The organism is Paenibacillus borealis (assembly GCF_000758665.1).
Taxonomy (GTDB): Bacteria; Bacillota; Bacilli; order Paenibacillales; family Paenibacillaceae; genus Paenibacillus_AQ; species Paenibacillus_AQ borealis.
The window spans coordinates 4,025,309-4,040,335 of sequence record NZ_CP009285.1 but is presented as its reverse complement, the minus strand read 5'-3'; the positions used below and the strand labels follow the sequence as shown (position 1 = coordinate 4,040,335).

Genomic DNA, 15,027 nt, shown 5'->3' with positions numbered 1-15,027 from the left:
TAGTTCTGCCCAGCCCCCTCTCACTGCAATACACACTCATTATAGTTTTAACGCAGTGCAATCTATAATAGCTAATTCTACGGAAAAGATAGGCGATTCAATGATCGTGATGATTTGCAGCAGCGGGTCAGCCCGAAACATCCTGAATAGACAATAAAGCACCTCCGCCAGGGAAGTGCTTCGTTCATATCTGTTCCGTTCCCTCCCGGCATAACGCATTGAAGGCGGGTTATGAATAGAAGGGATTGTGACAGAATTTCATCTTTACTTAGCATTTCGCATCGGATTTCTGCTCTCACAGGGCACCTTGGTCTGGCATAATCCGCAGCCAGCTCCTGATGTAGCCTCTCCGCCGCTCTGGGCCGCCCACTCCCGTGAACCCTGGCCATACACAAATTTCATGCAGGCGATTTTGTCATGGCCGTTTTTGCTGATCGCCTGCACCGGGCAGCGGGTAATGCAGACGCCACAGTTCCCTTTGCTGCATAACAAACAATTTCCCGTATGAGTAGCCGCGGATCTTGGATCAGACGGTAACTGCAAATCCGTTACTACCGACAGCAGCCGTATGGCAATTCCCTTCTCCGAAATGAATCCATCATTAAGACTGAAGGTGCCCAGCCCGGCAGCATAAGCAACATGACGTTCTGACCAATTGGAGATTGGACCCGTATCGGTACTGGTAATGCCGTACCAATCCGCATCCAGCGGCGCAGCCGCAAGGCGGCCAAGGTTTATTATATAGTCCGTCAGATGAATGCGTGCCGCCTTCAAGAAATACTCATCCCCGAACGTACGCAGCAGGGCCCACTCCCGTGAAGCTCTTTCCTTTTGCTGGCGGTTGGCCTTCCTGATGGATTCATGAATGGGCAGCACTATACTGATCACCGAACCGCCATTGTAGGTCCCTGAACCGAATGAACGCTCTATTAACTCTTTTGGCGTTGCATGGCCGGGACCAATAATGCTTTTATACTCCTCAAACAAAGGATCGTCAGCTGAGGCAAATTGAATGATAGGCTCATCATAATAAGGTCCCTGAAGTACATCTGACCAGTTCAATGGACTCTCCTTAACAAAGGCTTTCATCACTTCAATAATGAGCTGCTTCTGTTCCTCTTCTGCTCTTTCATTAATTGCAGCACTGTCTGGGTGCATGGTCTTCCCTCCTCTTGAGTGTACTCTTTCTGTCCGGAAGTTATCGTGTATATACACGAAATGGCGATAAGCAACTGCTGTTGCGTCATTACTGCGCAAAGATTGATCAACCAAGAGCCGAGGTTATGCTCAGGCCATCAGTTTCTCCACTTTGGATAAAAGGGTAGTAAGTACTTTCATATCTTCATCGCCCAATGCTTCCTGCAAAAAACTCTGCGCCTGCTCCCATTGGTTCCCGGCAGCTATATATTTCATTTTCCCGCTCTCAGTCAGGATCAGCAGGCGGTTCCGGCTTCCCTGCGCAGAAATATCCTCCACATAGCCAATCTGTTCCAGTGCCTTGAGATTGCGGACAATAGTGGTCCGGTCCAGTCTCATCTCAAGCGCCAGATCGCTGACACTTGCCGGTCCGAGGGAGTAAATATGCTTCAGTAAAGAAAACTGGCTGATATTTAAACCGCTTGGAGACAGGAATCCGTCATATATTCCTGTGACAGCTGTGGAAGCCCTCCGCAGATTAATACAGCTGCAGACACTAGAAACGCGGATATTGGGTGAAGAAGGGTCTCCGGCTGTTGTCATAGATTATTCTCCTCCTGTTGTATTTATCGTGTACATACACTATTACAAAATGGAGAGCTTTTGTCAGAGTCATTTATCACAAGGACGCGTAATTTGAAATATGAAAAATAATCCTCCCTGAATCTTCAAGGAAGGATTATGGATACAATGGTTTGAATTTCTAAGACAATTCTTTGATATACCAGGCATCACAGGCATAATGCTCTGAGCCGGCAAGCGGAGCATCCAGCAGCCCAAAACCGTGTTTGACATAGAAACGGCCTGCGGCCTGCATGGTCTGCAGCGTTTCCAGATAACATCTGCTATAATGCTGCCTGGCGAATTCCAGTGCCGTCCCTAATAGATCTGCAGCAACTCCTTGACCGCGGATGGCGGATGACAGATACATTTTCTGCAGCTCACAGATTCCGTTCTCCTCATCAAAAGGTGCAATCCCGCAGCCGCCAAGCACCTTTCCATCTTCTTCAACAATCCAATAAGCCCGGTTCGCAGCACTGTTGTAATAGGTGTATAGGTCATGCATGCTGTCATCTGCCCAGGCGAGACCGTCACGGTTGCCCCCGAATTCAATTAGACATTCCCGGATAATCCCTTCAATGGCCGCATTATCTCTGCGCTCTATGTATCTGATGTTCATCTTTGTGTTAAACCTCCCCACCATTCTTACGGGGGATTCCCCGTTATCCTATACACTTTATCACAACAGCTGAATTCTTACCCTGTCAACACGCACAAAACCGCAAATACACCCTTCATACCTGTGGAATGGGATGTATTTGCAGCTCGATATCTAAAAGATTATACTCTGATTACTTTTTGACAGCCCGCATGATAAAACTCCGTTTTTGCCATTGTAATTCCTCTTATCTAAGTTTTGTTGATTCTGACAACTCTTATTTTAGGGACTGGCAGGTGCTTTTTCTATTCAGAATAGGCTATCATTATCATAGTTTGAGCCAATCCAAATTAGTCAAAGGAAATGAGCTTCAAGAGAATGCCGCATATTAAGGAGAGAGTCTAATGAACAAACTTGTATTTTTCCTCGGCCCGGGCGGTGCCGGCAAAACAACCTTGGCCAAAACCATCGCGGCGCGGCGGCCGGCAGCTGTATTCGATATGGATATTCTGCTGCGCCCGGCAGCTACCGCGATCATGACCATGCATGGACTGGACCCTGATGACAGGGATTCGGATGAATATAAAAGCTTATGCCGTGACCTGGGATACCGGATTACGATGGACGCTGCGCTGGACAATATCGGCCTGCAAGGCGATATATTCGTCGTGGGGCCGTTCACCAAGGAAGCTGCCGATCCGGAGTGGATCGGGCGTGAACTGTCGCGCATCGGTCATACGCTGGAGGAGGTTGAGGTAAAGGTTGTGATGGTGGGACTTCCTGACGCGGCTACATTCCGTAAGCGGCTTGAGGGCAGACATTCCCCTCTGGATACCTGGAAGTTCGCACACTGGGATGAATTCAGCGCTTCCTTGGGCAGCCGCACCGTGGCATGGCCGCTTCCGGCTTCCCATGTGGCACAGATCGATAATTCCCATCCGGACAGGAACGTAGCTGCCGCGGCTGTGGAGGCTTTTATTTATGGAGCAGGTGAGGTGACTGCCTAGTCCCCTTTTATAATTCCGTAATAGATTCTGTCATCATATTCTCCGGTTTCCCTGTAATAAAAGCTCTGCCTGAGCGTGCCTTCGTACGTCATTTGTGCCTTGCGAAGCACGCTTCCGGAAGCACTATTCCTCCCGCGGTGAAAGGCCTGCAGCCGGTGCAGACCCGTCTCCGCAAAAGCAAACCGAATCACAGCTGACAAAGCTTCACTTGCGTATCCCTGCCGCTGGTAAGCTTGTCCGATGCAGTATTCAATATCCGCCATCCGGTGCTCGTGATCAACGCTGCAGAAGGCAATTTGCCCGATACATTCTCCGTCCTCCTGAAGCACTATGGCCCATCTATAAATGTCCTTAAAGCCGTAAGCGGCGGTCCAGCGCATAAGAAGTTCATTCACATCATTAATAGTATCGCACGCTGGCTCCCCATATTCCGATTGAACTGCCGGATCAGCGATCCAGTTGCCGTACATGCTGGTTGCATCCTGCAATAGGAATGGCCTTAATCTGAGACGCTCCGTAACAATCAGTTGGGTCCCTGTATGTACACATTCTTCACCTTTGCTCTGCATAGGTTATCTTCCTCCACATTTCTTTTTGAAAAGCCCCCCAATCAATAACATTAGATTGGGAGGCGGATTTGTGATTAGACGTTATTTCTTGATCGCATGAATATAATGAATCGTCTCAAAAGCGGTCAAAGCATCACTCCGGTTGCTGAAGAATCTGTCATTGATCTCTGCCGGTGACAAGTGCTCATAAATCAGCATTCCTGCCTGCTCCAGCAGCTGCTCCAGTTCATGATAAGCGAAACAGGATTTCATCGGCTCACCGCTGGCGGCAGCCATCTGTACCATTTTCTCAACACGGCCGGACAAGCCCTTCTCTTCAAAAAGCCGCTCATCCGCATAATCAAACACAATAGAGCTGCCTGCCGGGAGGCCGGCGAACAATTCAGTAATAAGGCTGGTATTCTCCTCTTTCGTCAGGTAGTAGGATACACCAAGCAGGCTGAAGAAGGTCTTGGCTTGTAGATCAAATCCCTGCCCAATAAGATTGGTATACGAGAACTTTCTGGTGAAATCCATGGGTACAAAGTGAAGATTGTCCGGAATCTCCAGTCCGGCGTCACTGAGCCGCTGCTTCTTGAATTCCTGTGTAGCCGGATAGTCCACTTCAAATATGTCCAGCTGGTCTTTCAATACAGGATGACGGTAGCCAAAGGTATCAAGTCCGGCACCAAGAATGACATACTGCTTCAACCCTAAGGTCAGCTCATGCAGTAATATGGCCTCACAGTATGCAGCACGCGCGAGCGGTGTCGGGGACAGCTGTACATGGGTAATCCATTTCAGAATGGCGTCCGGATTATCCTGATGTTTATTTGCAATATCTATGTTGAAAAATGGGATGCCCTGTACCATATTCATGCTGATGTCTGAGAACTCCTGCTCTGAAATCAAGTCTTGGGCCAAATAATCATCAAAAATCTTGGGTGTGTCATATTTACTGTGATAGGCTCGGCCAAATGCTGCTACTTTGGAAGTTAAACTGGACTCATTCTGCTTCAAACCTGTATCCTCCCATAAAAAATAAGATTCCCCCGGCCAGGAGAATCTCATTATATACGGAAACTATTAATATGTAAATTATAGCATATATAATATTTTTTGTCAATGATAAACTTCTCCAAGATACGCCCCGGCTTCCCCGAAACTGGAGATCAATCCGCTGCCGACAGCGGCACAGAGCGCCGCCCCTACCGCAGCTTCTTCAGCATGCTCACCAGGTGTAAGCGGCAACCCGAACGTTGCCTCTGCCTTGGTACACAGCACCGGATTACTCCGTAAGGCATTACCGGAACCTATAAGACGGCTGAAAGCCTTCGCACCTTGCTGCTCCAGGTCATGCAGGAAGCCGTACAATTCATCAACCATCCCCTGAAGAAAAGCGCGTGCCAGTCCCGCAGGGGTAAAGTTATCCAGAGAGATTCCCTCTATACTACCGCGCTTGCCGGGGTCAGCTCTTGTTCCCAGAAACTGTGTGTTCACCTTTAGTCCGGCGGTCTTACCGTCAGATGGCTCTTCCGTAAGCAACTGTGCCAGCAGAGAATAGACATCTGCAGGTGCTTCTCCGGTGTAAGCTGTGATTAACTGCCGGAAGAACCCTTCCAGCAGCGCATACGACTTACCGCCGCTCAGCGCTGCTCCAACCAAGAGCACTCCGCCGCCAGGGTACGGGCGCACCTCCATAGCTGATGATGCATGGTTGTATTCTGGAAGCCAGGCCGACAGCTGGCTGCCCGTACCGATGTTCAGCAGCAGCGAATCGCCGGGCTGCGGCACGCTGCCCAGGAAGCTGGCCTGATTGTCCCCGAGCGAAGTGTACACAGGTATTCCCTGTAGTGTTGCACCGATTGCAGTCCCGGAAGGGACGACCTTAGGCAATATTGCTACATCGATTCCAGCCTGAATGAGCGCTATTTTATCAAAATCACCCGTCTCTAAACTGAAGCCCCCGATGCCAGCTGCCTGCGTTGCATCAATTAGAGGTACGGCGCTGTTCGCCAGCCTCATCGCGATGTAATCCGCAATGGTGCAGAATTGGACCGCATTCTCAGGCACAAGCTGATGCTGCAGATTATAATAGTGAGTCGCCAGTCCGTAGCCTGGAGCCACATGATATCCGGCAAGTCCGCTTAGCTTCTGGGCATAAGTGTAACTGCTGTCCTCCAGACAAGGCTGGCCGCCCCTTCCATCCTGCCACGTATAGAGCGGACCCAGAGGATTACCGTTGTGATCAATATACACAATCCCGTGCATCTGTCCGGTCAGGCCAATCCCTGCTGCTTCCGGCACTTGGGACAGCAGATGTTCAAGGATACGTTCAGCCTGCTGCAGAATAATTCCCGGCTCCTGCAGACGTTCCCATTCATGATTCCGGCTGGATGGTTTAATGGCTTGTTCCTCTGTAATCGAATGCAGGACGGTTTGCTTATCCAGATCGTAAAGTAATCCGGAAATTGAGGTGGTTCCGATATCCAGTCCGATCATGATCATGTACTTCATCCTCTTTCCGTTCATATAGCCTATATGGTAAGCCTTCGCGAAGTATAGCGTCAACCGGGCGCATAAAATACCATGGATCAAATGATACTAGATCAGACAAAGTATAATTCAAGCGGGAGGCGTACATGTGAGACTTCAGAATAAAGTAGCGGTAGTGACCGGAGCAGCATCCGGGATGGGCAAGGCGATTGCGGCTCTCTATGCCAAAGAAGGTGCTAAGGTAGTAGTTGCGGACATTCACTTGGAGGCTGCGGAGACGGTGGCCGGGGAAATTAAGTCCGGCGGCGGAGAAGCCTTCGCGGTGAAAGCGAATGTTGCTGATGAATCTGATATTCAGAACCTGATCGACACTACAGTAAAAACCTATGGCACCGTAGATATCCTGGTGAACAATGCGGGGATTATGGATAACTTTGAACCGGCCGGAGACATTGAGGATGACAGCTGGAACCGTATCCTGGCCGTCAATACTACATCCGTTATGCGTGCTACACGCAAGGTGCTGCCAATTTTTTTGGCCAAACAGCAGGGTGTAATTATTAACGTTGCTTCCGCAGGCGGCCTGTTCGGTGCCCGGGCTGGTGCAGCTTACACAGCCTCCAAGCATGCGGTTGTCGGATTCACTAAGAATACCGGATTTATGTATGCCCCGCAGGGTATCCGCTGCAATGCGATAGCCCCTGGTGGTGTAGAGACCAATATCGGATCTACCATGACGCATATTAATGAATTCGGGATGGGACGCACTCAGCCGGGCTTGGCTCTTAATCCGCGTACGGGCAAACCGGAAGAAATCGCACAGCTTGCCCTGTTCCTGGCTTCAGAGGAGGCCAGCTTTATTAATGGAACAGTAGTGACTGCCGATGGCGGCTGGACTGCTTATTAAGAGGTCTGCTCCGCTTCTAAACAAAGGCCATCTCCCGTTATTCACGGTCGATGGCCTTATTTCTTACACTTGTTCAGCTGCGTGCATCCTGCACTCTGATATTACTGCCGAACAAGGTAGAATCGCTTGTCAGCTTGTAGGCAGGATAGCCTGCCTCTGCTTCCAGACGCATGACCTCATCGAATAGGGATTCCTGCTGCCGGTCGCACAGAAAGGTGAAGGGTTCGGTTTGAAATACAATATCCGTCGGGGAAGGCCCGCTTACAATCCGGATCACCAGCACGCCATTGCAGCCGCAGTCCTCCGTATCATAGAACATTTTGAATTGCCCGGGCTGGCCGGCAAGACTCTGCGCAAGCCGTTCTTCGGTGAGCGGGTTTAGTTGTATTTGCATCAGATAGTTCTCTCCTTTTCAGGGCAAAATGCCTGCGAATTAGATCAGGTGACAAGTATAGTCTGTAATCTTCCCGGACTCCTGTGACAGCAGTCACTTTGGGTATGACATTAATATAACATATAATCAGCGTGCTTTATCCTTAAGCTTAATCCGTATGCAGCGCACTGCGGCGCTTAACGGCTCCGGCAGATTCCTTGGAATCGCTTTTGCCGCCTAATTTGAACACCAGAATCCCTCCGACGATAATGAACACGCCGATCAGCTGGTTGAACGAGAACGGAACCTTCTCCAGCCCCAGCCAGCCCAGGGAATCCCAGAGCAAGGCGAAGCCGAGCTGGGCGGTCAGAACGATCGAGATTGCATACGTTGCGCCAAGGATTCTGGTGGCCTGGACCAGGCAGATTACGACGCCTACGCCGATCATCCCGCTGAACCAGTACCAGGGCTGCATATGCTGCAGCGTGAACATGTTCTTCCCTTCCATAATCAGCCCCATAATCAGAGACGCCGCGAATCCCATGCCCAGCACCAGTGTGGTGGTTGTCCAGGAGCCTGTATGCTCATTGACCTTGGCATTGAAAATATTCTGTAGACTAACCAGTGCACCCGCGATCAGCGCGAGTAGTATTCCTGCTATCATATCTGTTGCTCCCTTATATGCTGATTTGTTGTGCGTTATTTCCCGGGTTTATTCATAAATATTGCGGCTTGCCAGGGCGGAGAGCCCTTCCCTGTCCTTGACGATAATTGCCCCGGAGCTGCGCTCGGTCAGCCCTTCCTGGCAGAATTTCCGGATCACTCTGTTCAAATGCCTGTAGCTGGTGCCGATGAAATTAGCGGTATCCACCAGATTAACCGTATTCAGCTGACCGGTAAATTGCGGATCGGATTCGTCGTAGGAGATGGACAGCAGGTAGCTGGCCAGCCGCACATCCACCGGATGCATCAGATTAAGACTGAGGAAGCTGGACTTCCGGTAGAACTTCTGAGTGATGATCTCCAGCATAAAATGCAGCAGCGGCGGATGATCCTTCGCATATTTGTTCAGCCAGCGGTACGGCACCGCAATCATGTGAACCGGTGACACCGCTTCTACTGTATTGAGCATTTCCGTACCCTGAATATATTCAACATCGCCGATAAGCTCCAGCGGTGTTTTGAATGAGATGATCAGTGTCCTGCCCTCTGCCGAGGTCGTATAAATCTTAAGCTTCCCCTTGACCAGCACATAGAGTGTGCCTGAAGGGTCTCCTTTGGAACAGATATGCTCCCCCGGATCGTAGCTCTGCAGCGACAAGAGCGGCTTAAGCTGCCCTGTGAAAATATGATCGAGCTGGTGCTTCTGCAGATAGGCCTGCACCTGCCCGGGGTCCTCAGTTTCCTTCATCGCACAGATTCACCTCCGCTTCATCTAACCTGTCAGAATTTCAGCACAACCACACCGAGGATCATCATCCCGATCCCGATAAACTGCGGCAGCTTCATCTTCTGCTTGGCTACCCCGAACCAGCCCTTAATGTCGATGACAAAAGTCAGGCACAGCTGGGCAATCAGCAAAGCAGAGATGGTTAAGGTAACACCTATGCTCTGAATCGCCGTTACCTCACTGAAAATAACGAATGCGGCAAAACCGCCGCCGATCAGGTATAACGGATTAACCTTGCGGAACCCGTGTTTCTTGCCGTCCCGGACGAACAGCGCAATGACCAGCGCCATCAGGAACCCGGTGAACTGCGTGATTGTCGCTGCCTGCCACGTACCAATATCCTGGCTGATCCGTGCATTCGCTACCCCTTGCAGCGTGATGCAGGCCCCGCCTATAAATGCGAAAATTATCCCCTTCATCTGTCTCTCTCCTCTATATACTGTCTGCTTTAATTAAAAGCCAGTTTGCCGGATTCGGGAAGGACATATGTCCTGAATTGTAAAAGTGTCCGCTAATGGCTGTCCGATGGTAGCAGCTTAAGAGATAAAAAGCCCGTTCCAGGCCGGATTCCGGCTCGAAACGGGCTTATCTTATATGGTTTAGGAGAGCAGCTGCATTTCCCGCAGCTTGTCCATAATAATCACACTGACGGCTGACACGCGCGCTTTGTCCTCATAGGTCAACCACGCTAACTCCTCAATCTCCGAAGCCGGACTCAGCTCTCCGGCGTAATCTGCCGTGAGACAGGTCATCCGGACAGAGACGCCTTCCGCTTTGCCATGCGCGGGAGCTTCAAAGCTTCCGAATTCTGCAATGGTCTCCGGTAGGATCTGAACAGATAATTCCTCTTCGATCTCCCGCATCAGCGTCTGTGCATCACTCTCACCCGCCTCCCGCTTGCCTCCCGGGAAGTAGTAAGTATCCTTTCCTTTGGACCGGGCGCCAAGCACCTTGCCGTCCACGATATATATCCAGGCCACTTTATCTATGATTTCAGCCATTGTTCATCTGCTCCTTCATCGTACTTTAATATGCATATGCTGCTCCGCTTCATCCCACGGTACCGGATACGCCTGGCCTTTGGCGCAGAAGATAGAGGTTGAAGAGTAAGCCGGATCGGCATTTTTATTATAATTCCGCTGCTGAACCACTGACTCGGTCTGATGGCACGGCTGATAACCGGCGACTCTGAGCGACAGCGAGCCTTTGCCCTGCGTCATGGAGGCGAGTCTCACTCCGTAATTCATGAAGCTTGCCGCCGGAACCGTACCGGAAATGACAGCCTTGGACTCTGTAATCTCCGGAGGATTGAAGCTGCCGCTGGCCTGCTGGATATCACTCATTACTTTGCCCACATAGTCTGAATCTATCCGGATCTTCAGGTCATAGACCGGTTCAAGCAGCAGATTCTCCGCCTGCTCCAGCCCCTGGCGCAAGGCGCGATATGCCGCTTCGCGGAAATCGCCGCCGCTTGTATGCTTATTATGCGCTCTTCCGCTGAGCAAGATGATCTTGAGGTCGGTCAGCGGTGAACCTGTCAGCAGGCCGTGATGGCCGCTCTCCAGTAAATGCTGCCCAATCTGATGCTGGTAGCCTACAGCCAGATCATCCGGATGACAATTGTTAATGTAGGTAATACCGCTGCCGCGTTCCCCCGCCTCCAGCTTCAGATGAACCTCAGCGTAGTGGCCAAGCGGTTCGAAATGTCCGCAGCCATAGACGGTGCCAGTGATCGTCTCCTTGTAGAGAATCTCCGGCGGCCCAAAGGCAATCCGGATCCGGAACCGTTCAGCCATGATCTGCTCCAGAATCTCCAGCTGAATCGCGCCCATCACATGGATATGCAGCTCCTGCAGCTCTTCATCCCAGCTTACATTGAGTGACGGATCTTCCGCACCCAGCTGTCCAAAAGCATGCAGCAGCTCTTTCAGGTGTACCGGCGGCTTAAAAAGAACTTTGGATTTCAGCGTAGGAATCAATCCGCTTTCCTGATGGTCTGCCAGTTCACCGACTCCCGTACCGGGTAGGGCTTCAGACAGGCCGACAACTGCAAACAGCTCCCCTGCTGCAGCCCAATCGGCAGAAGCATATTTCGTGCCGTTATACTTGCGGATTCCGGTCACCCGCCCTGAAGCACGTTCCGGAGCATGTCCATACTCCAGGCTCTCCCTATTCTTTAGCACTCCCTGAAGTGCTTTGATGTAGGTGATGCGTGTGCCTTTTTCATCGTGGCGTATTTTGTAGACCCTGCCGGCAAAAGGCAGCTGATGATCGTACTCCGAGAAGGTCAATGCGTCCAGATATTCCAGAAACTCATCCACTCCGAGGTCGAGCAGCGCGGAGCCCTGCATGCAGGGAAAGATCCCGCCCCGTTTCACCATGTCAGGCAGTGCACTGCGGCAGACGTTGTCTGCCAGAGCTCCTTCCAGATACATCTCCAGCAGCGCGTCATCACGCTCCGCTATAAATGCTCTCATCTCTTCGGTCAACGCCTCTCCCGGAAGCTGCGGCAGCATTAAGGCATTGCCGCTGAGCTGTTGCCGGATCTCCTCCAGTACACGCTGCGGGTCCGCACCGGTACGGTCGGTTTTGTTAATGAAGAAGAGGGTTGGAATGTTATGCTGGCGCAGCAGCTGCCACACAGTTTCTGTATGACTCTCTACCCCCTCCACCGCACTGAGAATGACCACCGCATAATCCAGCACCTGCAGGCAGCGCTCCATCTCTGGAGAGAAATCTACATGGCCCGGGGTATCCAGCAGGAAATAACGGGTGTTCTTGTACACAAACTCAGCCTGATCGGCAAAAACAGTGATTCCGCGCGCCTTCTCAATCTCATGGGTGTCCAGAAAAGTATCCTGATGATCCACCCGGCCGCGGCTGCGGATCGCTTCGGTATGGTAGAGCAGCTGCTCGGCGAAGGTCGTCTTGCCGGCATCCACATGTGCAAGCAGTCCGACAGTTATATTGTTCATAAGGTGCTGCTATACACCTCCGCGGATATGCGGAGCAACCTCAGCCTGATAAAATGCACTTAGGCGCTCCATGTCAGCTGAACTATAGGAAGGCACGTCTAATGTAGCGAGATTATCCGCTACCTGAGCTTCGTTCTTGAACCCTGGAATCACACAGCTGACTGCCGGATGGTCCAGAATCCAGCGCATGGAGGCTCTGGCCATATTGCCGCGTCCTTCAGCGATCCACTCCAGCTTGCGGGCCAGCCGGGCACCGGTAACAAACGGCAGGCCGGCAAAGGTCTCGCCGACGTTGAACTGCTCGCCGTTCGCGTTGAAGTTGCGGTGATCGTTCTCCTGGAACGTGGTGGTCTCCGTGAACTTGCCGGTCAGCAGTCCGCTGGCCAGCGGCAGGCGCACCAGGATACCAGCGCCATGGGCAGCAGCGCGCGGCAGCAGTTCCAGTGCAGGCTGCTGGCGGAACAGATTGAAGATGACCTGCAGCGCCTCCACTCCCGGATATTCAAGGCATAGCAGCCCTTCCTCGATAGTTTCGACACTTACACCATAGTGGCGGATTTTACCTTCGGCTTTCAATTGGTCGAGCGCCTCGAAGACACTGCCGTCTCTAAGGATTTCAATCGGCGGACAGTGGATCTGATACAGATCAATCGCTTCCCGTTCAAGCCGCCGCAGACTCTGTTCACAGTATTCGCTTATTCTGCGCGCAGAGTAGTTATCCGGGTCATGAATATCACCGGCACGGCAGAACTTGGTGGCAATATGTATATCATCCTGCTTGCCTTTGGTTGCCTTGGCCAGCAGCTCTTCCGCATGCCCGGAGCCGTATACGTCAGCAGTATCAAAGAAATTAACCCCCTGCTCCATCGCTAGCTGTAAGCCCTTAAGCCCGTCTTCATCCCTGCTGGTGCCCCAGTCCCCGCCAATCGCCCAAGTGCCAAAGCTGACTTCACTTACAGACAGGCCTGTATTTCCAAGCTTGCGGTATTTCATCGAAAGACCTCCGTTTATGAGTATAGTTAGTGTAGTGAACCCTATGGAACCGTTAACAACTGACCTTATTATTATGAATGGTTTGCGCGAGAAGGTCCAGTCTCTGATAACTATGTCACTCCAGTCTTTATTGGGGCTCCCGAACAAACGATTCAACGGGTCTTACAGTTCTTCCGCTTGTACGCCGATGCCGATTCATGTAAGCAATTCCAAAACCATTTTTAATAAATGTGCTGGGGCTGGTGTGGATTTCGTGCGGCCTTTTTTAGATACAAATCCAGTCCGTTCACCCTCCCCTGTCTTCCGTTGATCTGATGTTAGGTTTCTTGCAAGTGTACTGGGCATGTGCCCAAAATTCCTGCACACAACTCCATATTTCGGGTTCGCTACAGGCAGACGCCGGAAATCCTGTACGAAGTACAACAATCCGGATTTTATCCAGGCATTCTACCGGAAATACTGCATAAAATGCAAAAATTCAGTCCGATTATCTGCCAAATCGTACGAATTCTTGCAAAAAGTACAACATTTTTGATTTTCTACCCTCAATTCACTTGAAATCTTGTATTTAGTACAACAATCCGATTGGGTGAGTTATGTTAATCTGCGCTCCGCCTGGGGAAAGTGCTGAAGCCCAACCAAACTTTACCGCCGGAGGCAAGTGTTACTGGTAATAAGGTCCTCTCAGTCCGCTTCCTTACTTATATGCGCCTGCTCCTGCATATCAAAAAAGACCGCCTCCATTATAACGGAGCACAGCCTTTCACTAAATCCCGGCACAACATTATAGCTCTATCCGGTAGAACGGTCCTCATTTCTCGACTGACAGAAGGCCAGCTCCCATACAAGCAGAACCAAAGGAATGAAGACAAACCAGGGAAGCGTAACGGTATCTCCTATAATGAACGAAATAGCGAGCAGTATTACTACAACGATTATGGAATACAACATACCTCTGCCAAAAGTTCTCATAATGCTCTCCTCCTGTCACTCCAATACAAAAGCAAACACCGGATAGCTCTCCACAGGCTCGAATCCCAGCTTCAGTGCTAACCTATGTGACGCGGTATTCTCATGTGTGGTTTCCCACAACGGAAGCTGGCCCCGCTCAAGGTAATAACCAATCAGTGACCGGGCGGCTAGCGATGCGTATCCTTTGCCGCGCTCAGCTTCTGAGTATGTATCCACATCAATGAAATAACTGTTGTTAACGGTGAAGCCGTTATTCTTACAGACAGAGACTGCCTGGCCCTCTACCTTCACCACAGCTCCGGTGGTTGTCAGGCTGCGAAACCGGTTATGTATGCCGGACAATTCCTCTTCATAATCCTCCAGAACAGGAAATTCCCTGTAGTCAACGGTCACGCCGCTACCTGAAGCATCCTCCGTAACCTTGCCCTCAGGCTGATTAAATTTTGCTTGATTGAATTCATATACAGATTCCATATGTCTGTATACCTTCAATCCGGCATATCCAGGTGTAAATAACGCCGTCCACGCGTCACAATCATCTGTGTATATCTCGAACCAGTTCTCCTGCCGACGCTTGCAGCCGGGAATCACTTGGGTCTGCAAAAATGCTGTCAGTTTCATCCTGTTCAGCTCTGAAGTGATATCACCGGCTGCATACATCCATCTCCCTGTAGCCCAGACCACGGCAAGGGAGGGTGAAGCTGCATCATCGGCAAATACCCGCCCGGGATAATTCCCCTGCAAGACTGACAATGCGGGAATATGCTGCTTCTTACCGGCAAAAAAAACTTCAACCGCAGGATAATCCTCAAAATTCAGCTCAATCATCTCATTAAACCTCCAATACAATCGATGTTTCCGTTTACAATAATACTCTATTATGCTATTTACCGACAACAGTAGTGAATAACTTGTAGAATATCAATATATTTAGTATTGTTTAGATATAT

Annotated in this window: 17 protein-coding genes; 2 read left to right on the top strand and 15 right to left on the bottom strand. The window is 50.7% G+C overall.

All coding sequences use genetic code 11. The annotated features are described in order from the left end of the window. Positions 1-264: 264 nt before the first annotated feature. The 3 genes from PBOR_RS17060 to PBOR_RS17050 form a co-directional block, all read right to left on the bottom strand. Positions 265-1,158, bottom strand: coding sequence for a (Fe-S)-binding protein (locus PBOR_RS17060; RefSeq protein WP_081972081.1), 894 nt, complete (start codon positions 1,156-1,158; stop codon positions 265-267). 129 nt (positions 1,159-1,287) lie between these two features. Next, on the bottom strand, positions 1,288-1,740 hold the full coding sequence (locus tag PBOR_RS17055; protein ID WP_042213623.1) for a MarR family winged helix-turn-helix transcriptional regulator: 453 nt from the start codon (positions 1,738-1,740) through the stop codon (positions 1,288-1,290). A 160-nt stretch (positions 1,741-1,900) separates the two neighbouring features. Continuing rightward, positions 1,901-2,377, bottom strand: a complete 477-nt coding sequence (locus PBOR_RS17050; protein WP_042213621.1) for a GNAT family N-acetyltransferase — start codon at positions 2,375-2,377, stop codon at positions 1,901-1,903. Positions 2,378-2,760: 383 nt separating this feature from the next. Between PBOR_RS17050 and PBOR_RS17045 the strand changes: the two genes are divergently transcribed. Continuing rightward, positions 2,761-3,363 (top strand): P-loop nucleotide/nucleoside kinase family protein, encoded by a 603-nt coding sequence (locus PBOR_RS17045; protein WP_042213619.1) that lies wholly within the window; start codon positions 2,761-2,763, stop codon positions 3,361-3,363. Here PBOR_RS17045 and PBOR_RS17040 read toward each other — a convergent pair. The 3 genes from PBOR_RS17040 to PBOR_RS17030 all read right to left on the bottom strand — a co-directional run bounded on the left by PBOR_RS17040 (position 3,360) and on the right by PBOR_RS17030 (position 6,428). Beyond that, positions 3,360-3,932, bottom strand: a complete 573-nt coding sequence (locus PBOR_RS17040; protein WP_042213617.1) for a GNAT family N-acetyltransferase — start codon at positions 3,930-3,932, stop codon at positions 3,360-3,362. The genes PBOR_RS17045 and PBOR_RS17040 overlap by 4 nt on opposite strands. 81 nt (positions 3,933-4,013) lie before the next feature. Then, positions 4,014-4,931: a class I SAM-dependent methyltransferase gene (locus tag PBOR_RS17035; protein WP_042213616.1), complete on the bottom strand. Its 918-nt coding sequence runs from the start codon at positions 4,929-4,931 to the stop codon at positions 4,014-4,016. Positions 4,932-5,033: 102 nt separating this feature from the next. Then, a complete protein-coding gene (locus PBOR_RS17030; protein ID WP_218918910.1) occupies positions 5,034-6,428 on the bottom strand; it encodes a sedoheptulokinase in 1,395 nt (464 codons plus the stop codon). Between the two features lie 127 nt (positions 6,429-6,555). Between PBOR_RS17030 and PBOR_RS17025 the strand changes: the two genes are divergently transcribed. Further along, on the top strand, positions 6,556-7,314 hold the full coding sequence (locus tag PBOR_RS17025) for an SDR family oxidoreductase (protein ID WP_042213612.1): 759 nt from the start codon (positions 6,556-6,558) through the stop codon (positions 7,312-7,314). Between the two features lie 73 nt (positions 7,315-7,387). On the opposite strand, the gene PBOR_RS17020 is transcribed toward PBOR_RS17025, so the two are convergent. The 9 genes from PBOR_RS17020 to PBOR_RS16980 all read right to left on the bottom strand — a co-directional run bounded on the left by PBOR_RS17020 (position 7,388) and on the right by PBOR_RS16980 (position 14,905). Beyond that, positions 7,388-7,708 (bottom strand): iron-sulfur cluster biosynthesis family protein, encoded by a 321-nt coding sequence (locus PBOR_RS17020; protein WP_042213610.1) that lies wholly within the window; start codon positions 7,706-7,708, stop codon positions 7,388-7,390. A 148-nt stretch (positions 7,709-7,856) separates the two neighbouring features. After that, a complete protein-coding gene (locus tag PBOR_RS17015) occupies positions 7,857-8,351 on the bottom strand; it encodes a DMT family transporter (RefSeq protein WP_042213608.1) in 495 nt (164 codons plus the stop codon). 48 nt (positions 8,352-8,399) lie between these two features. Then, entirely contained in the window at positions 8,400-9,098 is a 699-nt protein-coding gene (locus PBOR_RS17010; protein WP_042213606.1) for a Crp/Fnr family transcriptional regulator, read from the bottom strand. A 32-nt stretch (positions 9,099-9,130) separates the two neighbouring features. Further along, on the bottom strand, positions 9,131-9,556 hold the full coding sequence (locus PBOR_RS17005) for a DMT family transporter (RefSeq protein ID WP_042213604.1): 426 nt from the start codon (positions 9,554-9,556) through the stop codon (positions 9,131-9,133). 180 nt (positions 9,557-9,736) lie between these two features. Beyond that, on the bottom strand, positions 9,737-10,138 hold the full coding sequence (locus tag PBOR_RS17000; RefSeq protein WP_042213602.1) for an NUDIX hydrolase: 402 nt from the start codon (positions 10,136-10,138) through the stop codon (positions 9,737-9,739). 15 nt (positions 10,139-10,153) lie between these two features. After that, the gene (locus tag PBOR_RS16995; protein WP_042213600.1) at positions 10,154-12,112 is read right to left on the bottom strand and encodes an elongation factor G; all 1,959 of its coding nucleotides are present in this window, start codon (positions 12,110-12,112) and stop codon (positions 10,154-10,156) included. 9 nt (positions 12,113-12,121) lie between these two features. Then, entirely contained in the window at positions 12,122-13,105 is a 984-nt protein-coding gene (locus PBOR_RS16990; protein ID WP_042213597.1) for an aldo/keto reductase, read from the bottom strand. Positions 13,106-13,897: 792 nt separating this feature from the next. Next, positions 13,898-14,077: a hypothetical protein gene (locus tag PBOR_RS16985; protein WP_042213595.1), complete on the bottom strand. Its 180-nt coding sequence runs from the start codon at positions 14,075-14,077 to the stop codon at positions 13,898-13,900. Between the two features lie 15 nt (positions 14,078-14,092). After that, positions 14,093-14,905, bottom strand: coding sequence for a GNAT family N-acetyltransferase (locus tag PBOR_RS16980; protein ID WP_042213592.1), 813 nt, complete (start codon positions 14,903-14,905; stop codon positions 14,093-14,095). Positions 14,906-15,027 lie beyond the last annotated feature (122 nt).

Excerpts from the sequence above, each read along its gene's own strand:
- PBOR_RS17015 (WP_042213608.1), bottom strand. The coding sequence starts at position 8,351 with ATGATAGCAGGAATACTACTCGCGCTGATCGCGGGTGCACTGGTTAGT.
- PBOR_RS16980 (WP_042213592.1), bottom strand. The coding sequence starts at position 14,905 with ATGATTGAGCTGAATTTTGAGGATTATCCTGCGGTTGAAGTTTTTTTT.
- PBOR_RS17040 (WP_042213617.1), bottom strand. The coding sequence starts at position 3,932 with ATGCAGAGCAAAGGTGAAGAATGTGTACATACAGGGACCCAACTGATT.
- PBOR_RS16990 (WP_042213597.1), bottom strand. The coding sequence starts at position 13,105 with ATGAAATACCGCAAGCTTGGAAATACAGGCCTGTCTGTAAGTGAAGTC.
- PBOR_RS17060 (WP_081972081.1), bottom strand. The coding sequence starts at position 1,158 with ATGCACCCAGACAGTGCTGCAATTAATGAAAGAGCAGAAGAGGAACAG.
- PBOR_RS16995 (WP_042213600.1), bottom strand. The coding sequence starts at position 12,112 with ATGAACAATATAACTGTCGGACTGCTTGCACATGTGGATGCCGGCAAG.
- PBOR_RS17045 (WP_042213619.1), top strand. The coding sequence starts at position 2,761 with ATGAACAAACTTGTATTTTTCCTCGGCCCGGGCGGTGCCGGCAAAACA.
- PBOR_RS17055 (WP_042213623.1), bottom strand. The coding sequence starts at position 1,740 with ATGACAACAGCCGGAGACCCTTCTTCACCCAATATCCGCGTTTCTAGT.
- PBOR_RS17020 (WP_042213610.1), bottom strand. The coding sequence starts at position 7,708 with ATGCAAATACAACTAAACCCGCTCACCGAAGAACGGCTTGCGCAGAGT.
- PBOR_RS17050 (WP_042213621.1), bottom strand. The coding sequence starts at position 2,377 with ATGAACATCAGATACATAGAGCGCAGAGATAATGCGGCCATTGAAGGG.
- PBOR_RS17010 (WP_042213606.1), bottom strand. The coding sequence starts at position 9,098 with ATGAAGGAAACTGAGGACCCCGGGCAGGTGCAGGCCTATCTGCAGAAG.
- PBOR_RS17030 (WP_218918910.1), bottom strand. The coding sequence starts at position 6,428 with ATGAAGTACATGATCATGATCGGACTGGATATCGGAACCACCTCAATT.
- PBOR_RS17005 (WP_042213604.1), bottom strand. The coding sequence starts at position 9,556 with ATGAAGGGGATAATTTTCGCATTTATAGGCGGGGCCTGCATCACGCTG.
- PBOR_RS16985 (WP_042213595.1), bottom strand. The coding sequence starts at position 14,077 with ATGAGAACTTTTGGCAGAGGTATGTTGTATTCCATAATCGTTGTAGTA.
- PBOR_RS17000 (WP_042213602.1), bottom strand. The coding sequence starts at position 10,138 with ATGGCTGAAATCATAGATAAAGTGGCCTGGATATATATCGTGGACGGC.